A 17,559-nucleotide genomic window follows, 5' to 3' on the forward strand; every position below is an offset into this window, starting at 1 on the left:
TTAAAACCTGTGCAAGGATGCGTCGTACATCTATACTCTCGGAAACGGAGGTTCATTACTTCGAACAGGTTCCACCCGGAGGCAACGGATGCCAGGTTTTCTCTCCTGGATTTCAGGACTATTCACAACAAAACAGCCTGCACCGCCGGCCCCGGAAGCGCGGCTGTTTAATCCATCTCCGGAAAACCCGACCAACGAAACCCCGGACACAGGCCCGGAACTCGCCCAGCACCTGGAAGAGCATCTCTTCTGCTGGTTGCTTGACGCGGAACCCGCGGTTCTTCGCGCAGACCTCTCCTCCTACGACGAGGTACTGGAAGAATTGCACCAGCGCCTCTCCAGCAACAGGATGGAAGAACTCCCCCGGCAACCCATGAGCCTTCCAATGCTCATGCGGGCCCTTTCCGATGAATCCACCGACCGCCATCGGCTGACAGAGATCATTCTGGGCGACCCATCGCTCACCGATCAGTTGCTGCAGATTGCCAACAGCCCTTACTTCCGGACCGGCGACCATTCCATTGAATCGGTGGATCAGGCGGTCTTTGTACTGGGGGTCGACGGTATCCGAAATGTCATTTCCGCGGCAGTAATGCGCCCCATGATGGCCGCACGGAACAGCCGGGAAGCGTTATTCGGCCAGCGCGCCTGGCGCTGGGGCCTGACCTGCGCGAGGGCGGCGGAATTGATCGCCAGAACCCAGGGCGAAGACACCAGTGCGCATTTTATGGTCGGCTTGCTGCCTTCCCTGGCCTACATCACCATCCGGCGGGAGCTGCAGCGCATCTGCCGGTCGCGCACAACAACCGGCGAACCGGAGCCCGCACTGATTCGCCATGCCCTCGCCAGGTACCAGTGGGCCACGTGCCAGTTACTGGCCAATGAATGGAACCTGCCCCCCAAATACCACGCCTACCTTCTGGCGGCAGAACGGCCAGCACCAAGGCAGAAACACACGCCCCTGACCGATGGCATGGTCATAGGGACTCGGGAAGTGCTCCGACATGCCCACCAGCGAAACCTCGCCGAAGAGGACCTGCCCAAAGTGGTGCGGTTAACCCCGGAACAAATCAGCAGCCTGCGAAACGCTCTGCAAAAGATGCTCCGGGAGGGTGGCCGCTCAACCGTCAGAAGCTGACGCAGGTTCCGGCTCTGCATGAGACCGGCCCTTTTCCCCGCTATCGTCGCCCCGTAACAGCTCCGCAAAGGTTCGTGTCTCATCGACGCTGGTCGTCGCCACCAGTTCCGGGGGTATGACGCCCGGTAGCCGGTCAACCACCCGGTCTTCGTCGTTGCGAACGACCCTCAACACCTCACCGACGGTTATCAGATCCAACGACCGCCCAGGGGCAAGCTGATCACCCTGGCGCCCGGCCAGTGTAAGCAAACCTGCCCGGATCAACTTGTCGCTCAGGGCACGGGTCACCTCTCCCGGCACCTTCAGCTGTTGTTCCAAGACTTCCTGCTGGGGAGCCGGCTTACCCTCACTGAAAGGTTTGGCCACCAGCCACATGGTTGCCAGGGCCACTTTCTCCTGCAGCTCGGGCGACAGTTGTACCTGCCTGCGTTTAGCCACCGACCCGGGATTCTGCAGATAGAACGCCAGGCTGGCGCCCAGCAGCAGGATCATCCAGTTCAGATAGATCCAGATCAGTAAAATGATACCTATGGCAAAACTGGAATAGATGGCGGCGTACTTCGCTGAACCCGCCACAAAGGAGGCAAACAACATTCCGCCAGCCTGCCAGGAAACACCGGCCACCAGGCCACCAATGGCGGCATAGCGCAACTTGACCCGGGTGTTGGGCATGAACACATACACAAAAGTGAACGCACCAACCACCAGGAAAAACGGTGTGAACCGACTGGCCACCAGAATGACAGAACCGAACGGCTCGATCTCGATCAGCGTCTGGACAATGGTGGACGAAAATATGGTGGCACTGACGCCAATGGCCGACACCATCAGCAGCGGCCCTACCATAATCACGCTCAGGTAATTACTGAAACGCTGTGCCATGGAGCGCATGTCCGGCACCCGCCAGATCATATTGAAGGAGCGCTCGATCTTCTGAAGCAGCGAGATAACCGTATAGACCAGCAATGCGAGACCCACAGAGCCCAGCACACCCACTTTCATGTTATCGACGAACCCGAGAATCTGCTCAGCGAGCTCAATGCCCTGGGGGCCCAGCGGCTCAAAAAACTGGAACAGAAACGGCTCCATTCGCTGATGCACGCCCAGCGCCTTGAGCACCGAAAAGCTCAGGGCAAGGAGGGGAACAATACTCAACAGCGTGGTGTAAACCAGGCTCATGGCATGGAGGGTCAGCTGCCCGCTGATAACATCTCTGGCCATGGCGTACACCGTGCGCCCGACCTTGTACAACCAGGTCCAGGGCCAGCTCTGGGGCGGATTGGGATTCGCCAGAATCCAGCTTTCAGCTTCCTGGAGCCGGTCTTTTAATTGGAATGAAGCCACTTTCGGTCCTTTCGTTCCATGTTTTGTTCAGATTATCAGTCAGATATCCGGTCTAACCAGAGTATGGCCGATTAGCAGCCGTTTGCGAGGCTACCAACCTCAATATAACCATATCCAAATTTGTTACTTCCTCTTATAACAGAATTTCGGTAAAAACGACCGCTATTCACGATATAACCTTTTCCTGAACGGATGTTCTCTCATGCGAATCAAGCTTGCTCTGGGCGTTGCTGCAGTTACGGCCTTCTCTCCGGTGACCGCTCTGGCCACCAACGGCTACTTCAGCCATGGCTATGGCACCATCAGCAAAGGCATGGCCGGCGCTGGCACTGCGCTGTCCCAGGACAGCATTGCGGCGGCAACCAACCCGGCGGGCATGGCGTTTGTTGGCAATCGCATGGATGGCGGTTTCGAGGTTTTCTCGCCCAGGCGGGAATACACCGTCGACGGCCCAATGTCTCCGCCCCCGGCGTTCTCGCTGCAGCCCGGCACCTATAAAAGCAGCCGCAACGGTTTCGTGATCCCTCACCTGGGTTTTAACCGGGAACTGTCAGACACCACACATTTCGGTATTTCCGTGTTTGCCAACGGTGGCATGAACACCGACTACTCCGGCGAGAGTGGCGGGCCTTTCTATGCGGGCCGAACCGGTGTGAATCTGGAACAGCTGTTTATTGCACCCACATGGTCCTGGGAGTTTTCCGAGAACCAGGCCTTCGGCATTTCGCCGGTCATTGCCTATCAGCGCTTTGAGGCTGAAGGCCTCCAGAGCTTCGCGCCATTCTCTTCAGACCCTGACGCTCTGTCCAACAACGGCACCGACGACGCCTGGGGTTATGGTTACCAGATCGGCTGGCAGGGGGAGATCACAGACACCCTGCGAGGTGGCGTGAGCTGGCGTAATATTCTGAAGATGAACGAGTTCGACAAATACCGCGGCCTGTTTGCCGAGCAAGGCGACTTCGACATCCCACAAATGTTCAACGCGGGCATCGCCTGGTCCGGTATTGAAGATCACTGGTTTCTGCTGGACATACAGCATATCCGCTACAGCGAGATTAACAGCGTTGGCAATCCGCTGCTGCCCAACCTGCAGACCGCCCAACTTGGCGATGACAGCGGCGCCGGCTTTGGCTGGGACGACATGACCATCGTCAAGCTTGGCTGGCAGTGGCAGCAGACAACGTCCCAGGCCTGGCGGGCCGGTGTAAGCTACGGAGAGAATCCCATCTCGGACGAGGATGTGCTGTTCAACATCCTGGCACCGGGTGTCCAGGAATGGCATTTCACCGGCGGATTCACTCACAGCTTCAGCGAAAACCTCGATGTGTCAGGAATGGCCTCTTACTCCCCCGCCAAGACAGTAACCGGCCCCAACCCGCTCGCACCGAACCAGACCATTGATCTTGAGATGTACCAACTGGGTGCCTCGGTCAGCGTGGGCTGGAAATACTGAACCAGGTAAAAGCCAGCTTCTGAAGCCCCGGCCTATCCGGGGCTTCACTTCTAGAGCACTGATTTCAGATTAGCAGCGGTAATGCCAACAATCCGCTGCCGCGCTTCCCGGCTGGCCCAGGCGGAGTGAGGGGTCACAATCAGATTGGGGATATCATCCGCCAGCAGGGGATTGCCGTTGCGGGGCGGCTCCTCCGTCAACACATCGAAACCGGCGCCGCCGATCTCGCCGTCGCGCAGCGCGTCCGCCAGCGCCTGTTCGTTTACCAGACCGCCACGGCTGGTATTGATCAACAATGAGTCCGGCTTCATCATTTTCAGCTCGCGGGCGCCAATCAGATCCCGGGTATCATCGGTGAGCAGGCAGTGCAGTGACAGGACATCAACCTGGGGCAACAATTCGTCCAGAGGGATTCGGGAATACCCGTCCACCTCGCCCGCTTCCTGACCGGGACGAGCACCCAGCAGAACTCGCATACCGAACGCAGCCGCCCGCTCAGCTACACCCTGACCCAGATCACCGTAACCGACAATACCGAGCGTACGCCCCTCCAGTTCCATAATCGGATGGTCCATCAGGCAGAACATGTCACTTTTTCCCCAGCGTCCGGCCCGCACATCCCGGTTGTAATCCAGCAGCCGGGTAGCCAACGCCAGCATCAGCGCCATTGTGTGCTGCGCCACCGTGGAGCGGCCGTAGTTGGTCACGTTCATCACCTTGATGCCGTGATCTTTCGCCGCCTGCTGGTCAATATTGTTCAGCCCCGTGGCCACCACGGCTATGTTTTCAAGCTCCGGGCAGGCCTCGAAATGCTCCCGGCTCAGTACCACCTTGTTGACCAATACCGTATCAAAGCCCCGGATGCGCCCAAGCACCTCATCCGGACCGGTCCGGTCGAATTTTTCCAGCCCGCCCGTCACCGCTTCAATGGGCGACAGGTCCACATCATCACCAAGGGTTTTGGCATCGAGGAATACCGCTTTCATACTTTTCTCCTGAATCCAGATGGCCACAGATTAGGGTAGACTGAGATAAACGTCCAAAACTCAAGATGTCCAAGCAACAACAGGGTGCAAACCATGGAACATGAATTCTGGCACGAACGCTGGGCCAAAAAGGAGATCGGCTTTCACGAGGGCACGGTCAATCAATACCTCCATGACCACTGGCCCGAACTGGCCGGCAAAGGCACCGATGCCGTCTTCGTGCCCCTTTGCGGCAAAGCCCACGACATGTGGTGGCTCCACGACCGCGGCCACCCCATCATCGGCGTGGAACTGAGCGAACTGGCCTGCAAGGACTTCTTCGAAGAGGCCGGAGAGAAGGCCAAAGTCCATCCGGGTGAACCCTTTATCACGTTCAAACACGACAACCTGGAATTGTGGTGCGGCGACTTCTTCCAACTGGTACCTGAAGACCTCAAACACGTCCGCCTGGTCTACGACCGCGCCGCCCTGATCGCGCTGCCGCCACACATGCGCAAAGACTACGTAGACCACCTGACCGCCATCATCCCCGACGGCACCCGAATTCTGCTGATCACCCTGGACTACGACACCGAAATCAAGGGCCCGCCGTTCAACGTCAGTGACGAAGAAGTACGTGAGCTCTACCAGGACGACTACAAGATCGAACACATCCTGACCAACACCCTGGCCAAGGATCATCCGTTTACAAAGAGAAAAGGCCTTGAAAACGCCTCAGAAAGCGTATTCCGTTTAACCAAACTCTAGCCTGCCTTCAGGCGGTCGCCTCCGTGGCCTGATCGGAGTGTATCGGGTGGCTTTCTGACAACGAATTTGATGTCTGAGCGAAGCGAGTTGCCAATTCGTTGTCAGAAACCCACCCGGTGCACTCCAGCCCCCTCACACTGTCCCCGCAGAAACCCGGCAAGCTACAAAACCAACACACCCGCCTAACATAATTTAATGAACCTTAACCACTCACCCACTGTCCAACTTCCCAACCGTGAACTAAGCTCAAGGTAAGCAAGCCGGCCGAGAGTTGATCGTTCACAGGCTTGTAAGTATCCATTCCTTCCACCCATAACTAAACAAACCGCCCGGATGGGCGGAGCAGACTGCAACGGGGAAATTGCGTGAATTGAAAGCTGAAGATACAGCGAGCGAGGGCAATCTATGAGCATACTGCAGCACTTCAAAGACCGGTATGAGAGTACCCAGGAAGAAGAATACAGCCTGGAGGAATACCTGGAGATCTGCAAAAAGGACCCAACGGCCTACGCCACGGCCGCCGAGAGGATGTTAATTGCCATTGGCAAACCAGAGCTCGTCGATACCTCGAAAGATCCGAGGCTGTCGCGCATATTTTCCAACAAGGTCATCAAGCGGTACCCCGAGTTTTCCGAGTTCTATGGCATGGAAGATGCCGTAGAAAACATCGTCTCCTTCTTTCGCCATGCTGCTCAGGGCCTGGAAGAAAAGAAACAGATCCTTTATCTGCTTGGCCCCGTCGGCGGCGGTAAATCGTCCCTGGCGGAAAAACTCAAATCACTGATGCAGAAGGTGCCCTTCTACGCCATCAAGGGCTCACCCGTTAACGAATCGCCGCTGGGCCTGTTCGACCCGGCCGAGGATGCCCAGATCCTGGAAGAGGAATACGGCATCCCCGCCCGCTACCTGAAAAACATCATGTCGCCCTGGGCGGTAAAGCGCCTGCATGAATTTGGCGGCGACATCAGCCAGTTCCGGGTTGTGAAAATGTATCCCTCGGTGCTCGACCAGGTTGCTGTCTCCAAGACCGAGCCCGGCGACGACAACAACCAGGACATTTCCGCCCTCGTGGGCAAGGTCAACATCCGCATGTTGGAGGATTTCTCCCAGGATGACCCGGATGCCTACAGCTTCAGTGGTGGCCTGTGCAAAGCCAACCAGGGCCTGATGGAGTTCGTGGAGATGTTCAAGGCACCGATAAAAGTGCTGCATCCGTTGCTGACGGCCACCCAGGAAGGCAACTACAACACCACCGAAGGCATGGGCTCTGTCCCCTTCGACGGGGTAATCCTGGCCCACTCCAACGAATCCGAGTGGCAGACTTTCCGCAACAACAAGCACAACGAGGCGTTCCTTGACCGGGTGTACATCGTCAAGGTGCCCTATTGTGTTCGGGTGACCGAAGAAATCGAGATCTACAAGAAACTGCTGAGCAACAGCTCCCTGGAAGGCGCCCCCTGCGCGCCGGATACTCTGGATATGCTCGCCCAGTTCTCTGTGCTCTCGCGCATCAAGGAGCCTGAAAACTCCAGCATCTTCTCCAAGATGCGGGTCTACGATGGCCAGAACATCAAGGATACCGACCCGAAAGCCAAATCCATCCAGGAGTATCGTGACGCCGCTGGCGTGATGGAAGGCATGGATGGGCTGTCCACCCGCTTTGCTTTCAAGATCCTGTCCAAGGTATTCAACTTCGACACCACAGAGGTGGCCGCCAACCCGGTGCATCTGCTGTACGTTCTTGAAAAGCAGATTGAGCAGGAGCAGTTCCAGCCGGAAATTCATGAGAAGTATCTCAGGTTCATCAAGGAATTCCTGGCGCCTCACTACGTGCAGTTTATCGGCAAGGAGATCCAGACCGCATACCTGGAAAGCTACAGCGAGTACGGCCAGAACCTGTTCGACCGCTATGTCACCTATGCCGATTTCTGGATTCAGGATCAGGAATACCGGGATCCGGACACTGGCGAAATTCTCGACCGCTCCTCAATCAACGAAGAGCTGGAAAAAATCGAGAAACCAGCCGGAATCAGCAATCCCAAGGATTTCCGAAACGAGGTGGTCAACTTCGTACTGCGCGCCCGGGCAAACAATGGCGGCAAGAACCCGTCCTGGCTCAGCTATGAAAAGCTGCGTGCCGTCATCGAGAAGAAAATGTTCTCGAACACCGAGGATCTGCTGCCGGTTATCTCTTTCAACCCGAAAGCGAGCCAGGAAGATCAAAACAAGCACAAGCAGTTCGTCGAGCGTATGGTCGATCGAGGCTACACGGAGAAGCAGGTTCGGCTGTTGGCCGAATGGTACCTGCGAGTTCGCAAGTCTCACTAAGTCAGTGACCATTCACTGAGCTGGAGTAACGCCATGGGAATGACCCACATAGTCGACCGGCGACTGAACGGTAAGAACAAGAGCGCGGTGAACCGGGAACGGTTCCTGCGCCGTTACCGCCACCACATCAAGCGGGCGGTATCGGATGCTGTTCAGAAGCGCTCGATCACAGACATCGAACGGGGCGAGAAAGTCAGTATTCCGTCCCGGGACATTGACGAACCCATCTTCCACCACGGCCAGGGCGGCAAACGGGAGGTGGTGCACCCCGGCAACAAGGAGTTCGTGGCCGGCGACACCATTCCCAAACCCGAGGGTGGCGGAGGCCAGGGGTCCGGCCAGGGACAGGCCAGCCCGGATGGCGAGGGCATGGACGAGTTCGCCTTCCAGATTACCCAGGAAGAATTCCTGGATTTTCTGTTCGACGATCTCGAACTGCCCAACCTGGCCCGCAAGAAACTCAAGGATACCGAGGCCTTCAAGTATGTCCGCTCCGGCTTCAGCACCGATGGCGTGCCGGCCAAGCTGGATGTAGTGCGCTCATTGCGCGGAGCTCACGCCCGACGATTGGGCCTGGGAGGCGCGCGCAAGAAAAAGATCCGGGATCTGGAGAAACAACTGGAAGCGCTGAAATCGGCGCCGGAGGATCTGGACCCCGCGTTCAGCCACGAAGACCAGATCCAGGTTCTGGAAGAGGAAATCGCGCGACTGAAAGCGAACATTCGACGTATTCCTTTCATTGATGAAATCGACCTGCGCTACCGCCAGCACCTGAAAAAGCCGCAACCGGCCACCAGTGCCGTGATGTTCTGCCTGATGGACGTGTCCGGGTCCATGACCCAGATGCACAAGGACATCGCCAAGCGCTTTTTCATCCTGCTGTACCTGTTCCTCAAAAAGAACTACAAGAAGATCGAAGTGGTCTTCATTCGCCACCACACCAGTGCCAAGGAAGTGGACGAGGAAGAGTTTTTCTATTCCCGGGAAACCGGTGGCACCATCGTCTCCAGCGCCCTGAAGCTGATGCACAAGATTATCGAATCCCGCTATTCCCCGGACGAATGGAACATCTACGCGGCCCAGGCATCAGACGGCGATAACTGGAACGACGACTCCCCGGTGTGCGGCAAGATCCTGGCCGACAATATCCTGCCCCTGGTGCAGTATTTTGCCTATGTGGAGATCACGCCGCAGGACCACCAGATGCTCTGGTACGAATACGAGAAGATTCACGAGCAGTTCCCCCAGAGCTTTGCCTTGCAGCAGATCGCCGACCCCGGCGAAATCTATCCGGTGTTCCGCCAGTTGTTCGAGAGGAAAGCCGCATGACGAACCTCATGGACCGCCCCAATCTGCCGAAGAGTGACCTGCCAAGAGCCCGGGAACCTATTTCGACCGGGTCTGAATGGACGTTCGAGCTGATCCAGACATACGATGACGAGATTGCAAAATGCGCCTCCGAGTTCGGCCTGGACACCTACCCCAACCAGATCGAGGTGATCAGCGCAGAACAGATGATGGATGCCTACAGCTCGGTAGGCATGCCGGTTGGCTATCATCACTGGTCCTTCGGCAAGCAGTTTCTCAGCACCTCCAAAGGCTATCAGCGCGGGCAGATGGGCCTGGCCTACGAAATCGTGATCAACTCCAACCCCTGCATCGCTTACCTGATGGAGGAAAACACCCTGCCGATGCAGGCGCTGGTCATTGCCCACGCCTCCTATGGCCACAACTCGTTCTTCAAGGGCAACTACCTGTTCCGCACCTGGACTGACGCCAGTGCAATCATTGATTACCTGGTTTTCGCACGCCATTACGTGGCCGAGTGCGAAGAACGCTACGGCGTCGATGCCGTGGAGGAAATCCTGGATTCCTGCCATGCCCTGATGAACTATGGCGTGGACCGGTACAAGCGGCCGGCTCCGATATCGGCATCGGAAGAACTGCGTCGCCAGAAAGAGCGTGAAGAGTACCAGCAACGGCGCATAAACGATCTCTGGCGCACCATTCCGAAACCGGACGACGACGATGACCCGGTAAGGCGCGGCAAGCGCTATCCGGAAGAGCCCCAGGAGAACATTCTCTATTTTATTGAGAAGAACGCGCCCTTGCTGGAAACCTGGCAGCGGGAAATCATCCGCATCGTGAGAAAGCTCGGCCAATACTTCTACCCTCAGCGCCAGACCCAGGTCATGAACGAAGGCTGGGCCACCTTCTGGCACTACACCCTGCTGCATCGCATGTACGACAAGGGCCTTGTGACTGACGGCTTCATGCTCGAGTTTCTTCAGAGCCATTCGGCGGTAGTGTATCAACCGCCGTTCAACAGCCCCTGGTATTCGGGCCTCAACCCATACACCCTCGGATTCTCGATCTTTACGGATCTCCGGCGGATTTGCGAGAACCCCACCGAGGAAGACCGCGAATGGTTCCCGGACATCGCCGGCAGCGACTGGCTGGAAACCCTGCATTTTGCGATGAAGAACTTCAAGGACGAAAGCTTTATCCAGCAGTTTCTCTCGCCCAAGGTGATGCGGGATCTGAAACTCTTTGCGATCCAGAATGACGATCAGGAAGACGTCTACCGGGTGACCGCCATCCACGACGAGCCTGGCTACCGGGATCTGCGCGAGAAACTGGCGCGGCAGTACAACCTGAGTTACCGCGAACCCAACATCCAGGTCTGGAACGTGGATGTACGGGGCGACCGCTCCCTGACCCTTCGACACATCCCCGTGGACCGCGTGCCCCTGGGCAAGGAAACCGACGAGGTCCTGCGTCACGTACACCGGCTGTGGGGCTTTGATGTGCACCTGGAAAGCGTGGACGATGGCACGGTCGTGGAGCAGCACCACTGCCCGCCAAGGGAACTCGAGGACGACTGACCTGGAAACCGGAGCCAACCTCGGGCCCGTACTGGCCGGACCGATCCTGCGTCATACCGCTCCGGACTCGCTGGTTCTCTGGCTGGCAACCAGCGAGCCGGCGGAGCTCACCGTAAGGGTGTTCAACGGACAAGAAAGCCTGCTGGATCGCCCGGTGACCGGGTCCGAAATCGTCCGGCTCAGGGTTGGCGCCCGGGCCTGGCTGAACCTGCTGGCCATTACGCCAGATACTCCTCTGCCCCGGGACTCCCGGCTTGAATACGATATTGGACTGACCCGCGCTGGCTCAGACAACCCCATATGGATCCGGGACTGGGCACCTCACCTTTGCCCCGAGGGTAAAGAGCGCCCCGGTTTTACCCTGAAATCGAAACTGGACCGCATTCTCCACGGCTCCTGCCGAAGACCTCACCACCCCGCCCGCGACGGCCTGGTGCGGGTGGACGAAGAGCTGCAGCACGCAGAGCAGCTGGAAGAGGTTCCGGCTTTGCTCCTGATGACCGGCGACCAGGTCTACGCCGATGATGTGGCCGGGCCGATGCTGCACGCGATCCAGTGCGTTATTCATCAGTTGGGTCTTTACCAGGAAACTCTGGAAGGTGCCGCGTTCAGTAACAGCAGAGACCTTACCTCGGTGACGACGGCCTATTACCACCGGGATGAACTGCTGCCGGAATCTGAATTCAATGAGGATCTGACCGAGCGCTTTTTCGGCGGTGTCCGCAAACCCGTTTTCACCACCGCCAATGCCGGCAACCATCTGATTTCATTTGCCGAAGTAATCGCCATGTACCTGCTGGTGTGGTCGCCGGAACCGTGGCCCCTGGTCACCGCCACCGAGCCGGTCAATGACCCGGATGATCTGGCGCGATACCGTAAAGAACAGGCAACCATCGACGACTTCCGCAGGAGCCTTCCCCAGGCAGCGCGCGCCATGGCCAACGTGCCTGTGTACATGATCTTTGACGACCACGATGTGACAGACGACTGGAACCTCTCGGCCCTCTGGGAGACCACCGCCTACGAACACCCCTTTTCCCGGCGCATCATTGGCAATGCCCTGCTGGGTTATCTTCTGTGTCAGGGCTGGGGCAACCAACCGGAGAATTTCCGGGAGCTGATCAAGCATTGCCAGACGCTCTTCGAGCCCGAAAACGGACAGTTCGACCTGGACAAGGCCACCCAGGATGACCTGATTGACCGACTCTTTCACTTCCAGCACTGGCATTACAGCCTGCCCACTTCACCCCGACTGGTGGTACTCGACACACGCACCCATCGCTGGCGCAGTGAACGTCGGCGCAGCCATCCTTCCGGACTGATGGACTGGGAATCACTGACCGACTTCCAGCATGAAATCATGGGCGAGGACGCAGTGGTGGTCGTATCGCCCGCGCCCATATTCGGAGTGAAGCTGATCGAAATGATTCAGCGGGTGTTCACCTTCTGTGGAAAGCCATTGCTGGTGGACGCTGAAAACTGGATGGCACATCGGGGCGCTGCCAGTGTGCTGCTGAATATCTTCGGCCACCCCCGAACGCCCCGACACTTCGTGATTCTTTCCGGGGATGTCCATTATTCCTTTGCCTACGATGTGCGGCTTCGCCATGAACAGAACGGTCCCCACGTCTGGCAGATCACCAGCAGCGGTATCAAGAACCAATTCCCCAACAGCCTCCTGGAATGGCTGGATCGCCTGAATCGTTGGCTGTTCGCTCCCTGGTCGCCCCTGAACTGGTTCACCAAGAGGAGGCGGATGTGGATTTCCCCGAGGCTGCCCGAAGGCCGGGAAGCCGGTGAGCGACTGTGGAACTGTTCAGGTATCGGAGATGTTCGGCTGGATGATGAGGGCGCACCCACCGCCATCCGGCAACTGGACGCCGGCGGCGGGGGCACGGTTTTTCACCGTCGCAGGGAAAACTGATCAGGCATTAACGGAAGGCAGTCCCGACAGGGCCATGGCCAGTTCCTGTTCATCGTATTCGTGGTCGCTCAGTTCACCGGCAAAATAGGAGGTATAGGCCGCCATATCGAAATGACCATGGCCACAAAGATTGAACAGGATCACCTCTTCCTTACCTTCCCTCTTGCAGCGCAGGGCTTCATCGATGGCACCCTTGACCGCATGATTGGCCTCCGGCGCAGGCACGATCCCTTCGTTCTTCGCAAACAGAACACCAGCTTCAAAGCACTCCCGCTGGGTGTAGGACACCGCCTCAAACAACCCCAGCTCCTTGGCATGGGACACCAGCGGTGCCATGCCGTGATAACGTAACCCGCCGGCGTGGAAGCCGGGCGGAGTGAATCCGGAGCCCAGGGTATGCATCTTGGTAAGCGGCGTCATGTGGGCGGTATCGCCGTAATCATAGGCGTACTTGCCGCGGGTCAGGGTCGGACAGGCGGAGGGTTCAACCGCAACAATCCTGGATTTTTCGCCGCCTCTCAGCGCATGGCCCATAAACGGGAAGGCAATACCGGCAAAGTTGGAGCCTCCGCCGGTACAACCCACAATGACGTCCGGCCAGCAGTCCGCCATTTCCATCTGCTGCATCGCTTCCAGGCCGATGATGCTCTGATGGAGCAAGACGTGGTTGAGAACCGAGCCCAACGCATACTTGGTGTTCGGGTCCTGCACTGCCAGCTCCACCGCTTCGGAAATGGCAATGCCCAGACTACCGGTATGGTCCGGCGTCTCAGCCAGCACCTTGCGGCCGAACTCGGTCAGTTCAGAGGGCGAGGCCACACACCTTGCGCCATAGGTTTCCATGACCGCCCGACGATAGGGCTTCTGGTTGTAGGAAACCCGCACCTGAAACACGGTAACGTCTATATCAAACAGGGAGCCAGCAAATGACAGCGATGTGCCCCACTGCCCTGCACCGGTTTCGGTGGTGAGGGTGCGAATACCCGCTTCGCGGTTGTAGAAGGCTTGTGGAATCGCCGTGTTCGGCTTATGACTGCCCGCTGGGCTCACGCCTTCGTATTTGTAGAAGATTTTTGCCGGAGTGCCAAGGGCCTTCTCAAGACGATGCGCCCGGTACAGGGGCGCCGGCCGCCAGAGGTTGTAGACATCACGTACTGGCTCGGGAATCTCGATTTCCCGCTCGGTAGTTACTTCCTGTTCGATCAGTGCCATCGGAAACAGCGGTTCAAGATCGGAGGGCGTTACCGGTTGCTGTGTGCCCGGGTGCAGCACCGCCGGCAGCGGTTCGGGCAGGTCCGCCTGCAGGTTATACCAGTACTTTGGCATCTGGCTTTCTTCGAGAAGGAACTTGGTTTGCATGAATAAAAAATCCCTACTGTTTATGTTGTTATCGCCCTTCAGAATACCCATTCCAGGCCCGCATAAAAAGTTCTTCCGGGGCCGGGTTCGAAATAACCCCGGTCTGCTACTGGGCGGTTGGCGTTGGCATTGATCCGGACGTTACTGAAGTACTCCTGATCCAGCAGATTGCGAATACCGGCATACAGATTAAGGGCCTGATCCGCCATCCGGAATGAATCCCCGGCGCGAAGGCCCACCAGCCAGTAATCACTTACCAGGGTCTGATTGCTGTTCTCGGCATAGAACTCACCGACATATTGCCATTCCAGGACCGCGAAACGACCGGCTGATCCGCGCCACTCCAGCTCGCTCACCCAGAGTTGTTCTGGCAGCCCGGGAATGGCATTGCCGCTGGCATCGTTGCCCTGTTCATCAACAAAGTCCCGTAATTCGTAATCGGCCAGAGTAAGGGCGCTGGTTACCCGCCAGGCGTAAGAAAGCTCCCAGGCCAGGCCCAGTTCAAAACCATTGCGCCGGGTTTCACCGGCATTTTCGTAGAAGGTCTGATCGCCCACGTTAAAAGGCAGGATCTCGTCCTCCACCCGGATGGAGAACAGGGCCATATCATAGCTCAGCCCTGCACCCAGCATGCCGCGCATGCCCAGCTCGCGATTCACTGCCTGCTGAGGCTCCAGATCGGGATTGAAACCACCGCCATTGGGGTTGGCGAACTCGGTGAAAGTGGGCGATTCAAACGCCGTACCCAGGGTGGCGTACACCTGGTGCCTTGGTGCCAGTTTGTAGCTGATGCCGGCAACGCCACTGTACTCCCGGAAAGTCCGATTGCCGGAATCATCTTCGCCGTCTTGCAGCCAGTCGTCGTCAATGGCCATGCGCAACCGATCGAAACGTACGCCCAGGGATAGGTTGAGTGCATCGCCAAGCGCCAGATCGCCCTGGCCAAAAACCGCCACATTGGTAGCGCTCTGGTTTTCCGCCTGGGTCTGGCCGGTGATATCGCCATCGATAGACACCGAATAGCGGCGCCGGTCGTCGGACTGATGATGCACATCCAGCCCGGCAACCCACGTCAGGGGCAACCCAGCGACTGCTGATTCCTGCTGGTACTCCGAGCTGATACCGTAAAAGTGGCGGTCGTAGGCCACCCGGCTGCTGCCCGGGAACGGCAGTTGCTGGGCAAAATCCCGGTGGGTGTAGAAGGTACTGAGGGTGAGTTGGCCGGGCAAGACGGCGGAATCTTCAAATCTTACGCCCAGGGTCTGCTGGTTTACGGTCTGGCTACTATCCAGCCTCTTGGCAAGCGCGGTAGCCTGCTCCGGATCCTCTTCCGCCTGGGCCAGGGTGAGCCCGCCCGGGTCTTCGGATTTCGGATTGTGCAATGCGTTGAACGTGGCTGTCACACGTCTTCCAGAATCCAGATCCCGTGCGACACGGCCGTTGAACAGCGCTTTTTCCGCCTCGCTCTGCTCCCGGTGGCCATCAACCGTCAGCCAGGAGAGCGTGGCTATCCCGCTGGTATTACCTTCAACGCCGTTACCCTGTATCGCAGCCTTGCGATACTCGTCACTGCCGCCGTCAAGGCGAAGCCGGCCACCCTCGGGAAGCTCATCACCCAACGCGGTGGAAATATCGATGACACCGCCGGCGGCATTGCCGTACTGAACCGACGCTGGCCCCCGGATGACCTCGATTCGTTGGGCCGAATCCAGATCAATGGCATCGATCTGGGACTGGCCGTCCGGAAGCGTGTAGGGGATGCCATCAACCTGAATGCGAATACCACGAATGCCAAAGGGCGCCCTGGCCCCGAACCCCCGGGTGGACAGCCTGAGATTCTGGGCAAAGTTGTAGCGGTTCTGAAAGAACAGGCCAGGTACGGTATTGAGGGACTCATCCAGTTGCAGACGCTGCTGGCCATCACGGATATCGGGGGCGCTGATAACAGAAACCGCAGCGGGGGTTTCATACAAATCCCGAACCAGTCGTGGGGCGGTTACCTGCAGTACCAGCTCCTCTTCGTTGTCCAATGACGACTGTGCAATCGCTGGAAGCGAGATCGAAATACACGCCGGTGACAGAACAAACGCTGCCAGGTAATTATTCTTGTTCAAAGGGCCTCCTCAGGGTTCGCCAATCAAGATTTCTCTTGGTAACGGGTACGCCAGCGATGGGGAAATGGTGTCATCCCATTCAACCCATCGGAAGGCCATTCTTGAATGAACATTTGAATTACTTTTTATAGGATCTTGGTAGTGGTCCCAAGGTAGCAGAATCAGGCGGGGATCCAGGCTTCAAGCACATCCACCAGCCAGGGCACCAGCAGGGCCGTCGCGAAGGCAGACAGTGCCATCGCCAGACCGGAAAAGGCCCCCATCTGCGAGCTTACCTGAAACGCCCGTGCGGTCCCGATACCGTGGGCCGCAACGCCCATGGCAATGCCCCTGGCGGTGTCATCGCGGACGCGGATCCACTCGAACAACTTGGTGCCCAGCACCGCACCCGTGATGCCGGTGATGACCACCAGCACGGCAGTCAGCGACGGAAGCCCGCCAATTTTCTCAGAAATACCCATGGCCACCGGCGCTGTCGCCGATTTCGGTGCCAGGGACATCTGGATCTCGGGCGATCCACCCAGAAGACGGGCCAGGCCAATGGAACTGCCTGCGGCGATCACAACGCCGCAGAAGAGCGAAATCGTCACCGGCAGCCAGAGCTGTCGAAGCCTGGAGAACTGTTGATACAGGGGAACGGCCAACGCCACCGTTGCCGGCCCCAGCAGAAAGTGAACAAACTGACCGCCTTCAAAATAATCGCTGTAGGAGGTACCTGTCGCCAGTAACAGGATGATGAGCATGGCGACAGAGGTGACGACCGGATTGGCCAGCGGATTGGAGTTGGTTTTCAGGTACAGCCGATAGGCCAGACCATAGGCCACCAGGGTAATCGTCAGGCCGAGAAGCGGCGACGTGGAAAGGTAGACCCAGATATCTTTCAGGCCCGGTTCAGTCATCGCCACCCTCCTTTTCCGGAAGAGGCTTGGCAAACCAGCGGGTGGTTACCTGCATGATCAACGCCGTGGCAACCATGGTAATGACCGTACTGAACAGCAGCGCCAGGGTAATCGGTACCCATTCATCTGCAATGCGGCCAAAGTGCGCCATCATGCCGACGCCGGCGGGAACAAACAGAAGTGAGAGATGGCTGAGCAAGGCCGTGGACGCCTGTTCGACAGACTCCGGCGCCTTGCCCCGGATCATGAGGGTTATGAACAGCATCACCATGCCCAGCACCGGGCCAGGAATAGGCAGGCCAAGCAATCGGACCGTGATTTCCCCAACCAGTTGGTATACCAGGAGCAGGGTAATGCCGTTCAGGAACTGCATGGTGCA

At 57.8% G+C, this 17,559-nt stretch carries 13 protein-coding genes; 7 read left to right on the forward strand and 6 right to left on the reverse strand.

The window, feature by feature from the left end; translation table 11 throughout:
* Positions 1-88: 88 nt before the first annotated feature.
* Positions 89-1,138, forward strand: coding sequence for an HDOD domain-containing protein (locus tag ACESMK_RS14695; RefSeq protein WP_373000269.1), 1,050 nt, complete (start codon positions 89-91; stop codon positions 1,136-1,138).
* Here the strand turns inward: ACESMK_RS14695 and ACESMK_RS14700 are convergent.
* Complete coding sequence (locus ACESMK_RS14700) at positions 1,121-2,482, reverse strand: YihY/virulence factor BrkB family protein (RefSeq protein ID WP_373000272.1); 1,362 nt, start codon at positions 2,480-2,482, stop codon at positions 1,121-1,123. The two genes, ACESMK_RS14695 and ACESMK_RS14700, sit on opposite strands and share 18 nt — an antisense overlap.
* Before the next feature lie 202 nt (positions 2,483-2,684).
* Between ACESMK_RS14700 and ACESMK_RS14705 the strand changes: the two genes are divergently transcribed.
* Entirely contained in the window at positions 2,685-3,938 is a 1,254-nt protein-coding gene (locus ACESMK_RS14705) for an OmpP1/FadL family transporter (protein ID WP_373000275.1), read from the forward strand.
* A 50-nt stretch (positions 3,939-3,988) separates the two neighbouring features.
* Here ACESMK_RS14705 and ACESMK_RS14710 read toward each other — a convergent pair whose 3' ends face one another.
* A complete protein-coding gene (locus ACESMK_RS14710; protein WP_373000278.1) occupies positions 3,989-4,924 on the reverse strand; it encodes a D-2-hydroxyacid dehydrogenase in 936 nt (311 codons plus the stop codon).
* Positions 4,925-5,017: 93 nt separating this feature from the next.
* Between ACESMK_RS14710 and tmpT the strand changes: the two genes are divergently transcribed.
* The 5 genes from tmpT (at position 5,018) to ACESMK_RS14735 (ending at position 12,808) form a co-directional block, all read left to right on the forward strand.
* Positions 5,018-5,671 carry a thiopurine S-methyltransferase gene (tmpT, locus tag ACESMK_RS14715; protein WP_373000281.1) on the forward strand — a complete coding sequence of 218 codons (654 nt, stop codon included), beginning with the start codon at positions 5,018-5,020 and terminating at the stop codon, positions 5,669-5,671.
* A gap of 405 nt (positions 5,672-6,076) precedes the next feature.
* Positions 6,077-7,999 (forward strand): PrkA family serine protein kinase, encoded by a 1,923-nt coding sequence (locus ACESMK_RS14720; protein ID WP_373000284.1) that lies wholly within the window; start codon positions 6,077-6,079, stop codon positions 7,997-7,999.
* A 39-nt stretch (positions 8,000-8,038) separates the two neighbouring features.
* Positions 8,039-9,328 (forward strand): YeaH/YhbH family protein, encoded by a 1,290-nt coding sequence (locus ACESMK_RS14725; RefSeq protein ID WP_373000503.1) that lies wholly within the window; start codon positions 8,039-8,041, stop codon positions 9,326-9,328.
* Positions 9,325-10,884: a SpoVR family protein gene (locus ACESMK_RS14730; RefSeq protein ID WP_373000287.1), complete on the forward strand. Its 1,560-nt coding sequence runs from the start codon at positions 9,325-9,327 to the stop codon at positions 10,882-10,884. The genes ACESMK_RS14725 and ACESMK_RS14730 overlap by 4 nt, the downstream gene beginning before the upstream one ends.
* Positions 10,829-12,808 (forward strand): alkaline phosphatase D family protein, encoded by a 1,980-nt coding sequence (locus ACESMK_RS14735; RefSeq protein WP_373000290.1) that lies wholly within the window; start codon positions 10,829-10,831, stop codon positions 12,806-12,808. The genes ACESMK_RS14730 and ACESMK_RS14735 overlap by 56 nt, the downstream gene beginning before the upstream one ends.
* Here ACESMK_RS14735 and ACESMK_RS14740 read toward each other — a convergent pair whose 3' ends face one another.
* The 4 genes from ACESMK_RS14740 to ACESMK_RS14755 all read right to left on the reverse strand — a co-directional run bounded on the left by ACESMK_RS14740 (position 12,809) and on the right by ACESMK_RS14755 (position 17,553).
* Complete coding sequence (locus ACESMK_RS14740; RefSeq protein WP_373000293.1) at positions 12,809-14,167, reverse strand: TrpB-like pyridoxal phosphate-dependent enzyme; 1,359 nt, start codon at positions 14,165-14,167, stop codon at positions 12,809-12,811. It lies immediately after the preceding gene.
* Between the two features lie 38 nt (positions 14,168-14,205).
* Positions 14,206-16,281, reverse strand: coding sequence for a TonB-dependent receptor family protein (locus ACESMK_RS14745; protein ID WP_373000295.1), 2,076 nt, complete (start codon positions 16,279-16,281; stop codon positions 14,206-14,208).
* 161 nt (positions 16,282-16,442) lie between these two features.
* Entirely contained in the window at positions 16,443-17,180 is a 738-nt protein-coding gene (locus ACESMK_RS14750) for an LrgB family protein (protein WP_373000298.1), read from the reverse strand.
* Positions 17,173-17,553 (reverse strand): CidA/LrgA family protein, encoded by a 381-nt coding sequence (locus tag ACESMK_RS14755; RefSeq protein WP_373000301.1) that lies wholly within the window; start codon positions 17,551-17,553, stop codon positions 17,173-17,175. The genes ACESMK_RS14750 and ACESMK_RS14755 overlap by 8 nt, the downstream gene beginning before the upstream one ends.
* Positions 17,554-17,559 lie beyond the last annotated feature (6 nt).

The organism is Marinobacter sp. (assembly GCF_041687235.1).
Lineage (GTDB): Bacteria > Pseudomonadota > Gammaproteobacteria > Pseudomonadales > Oleiphilaceae > Marinobacter.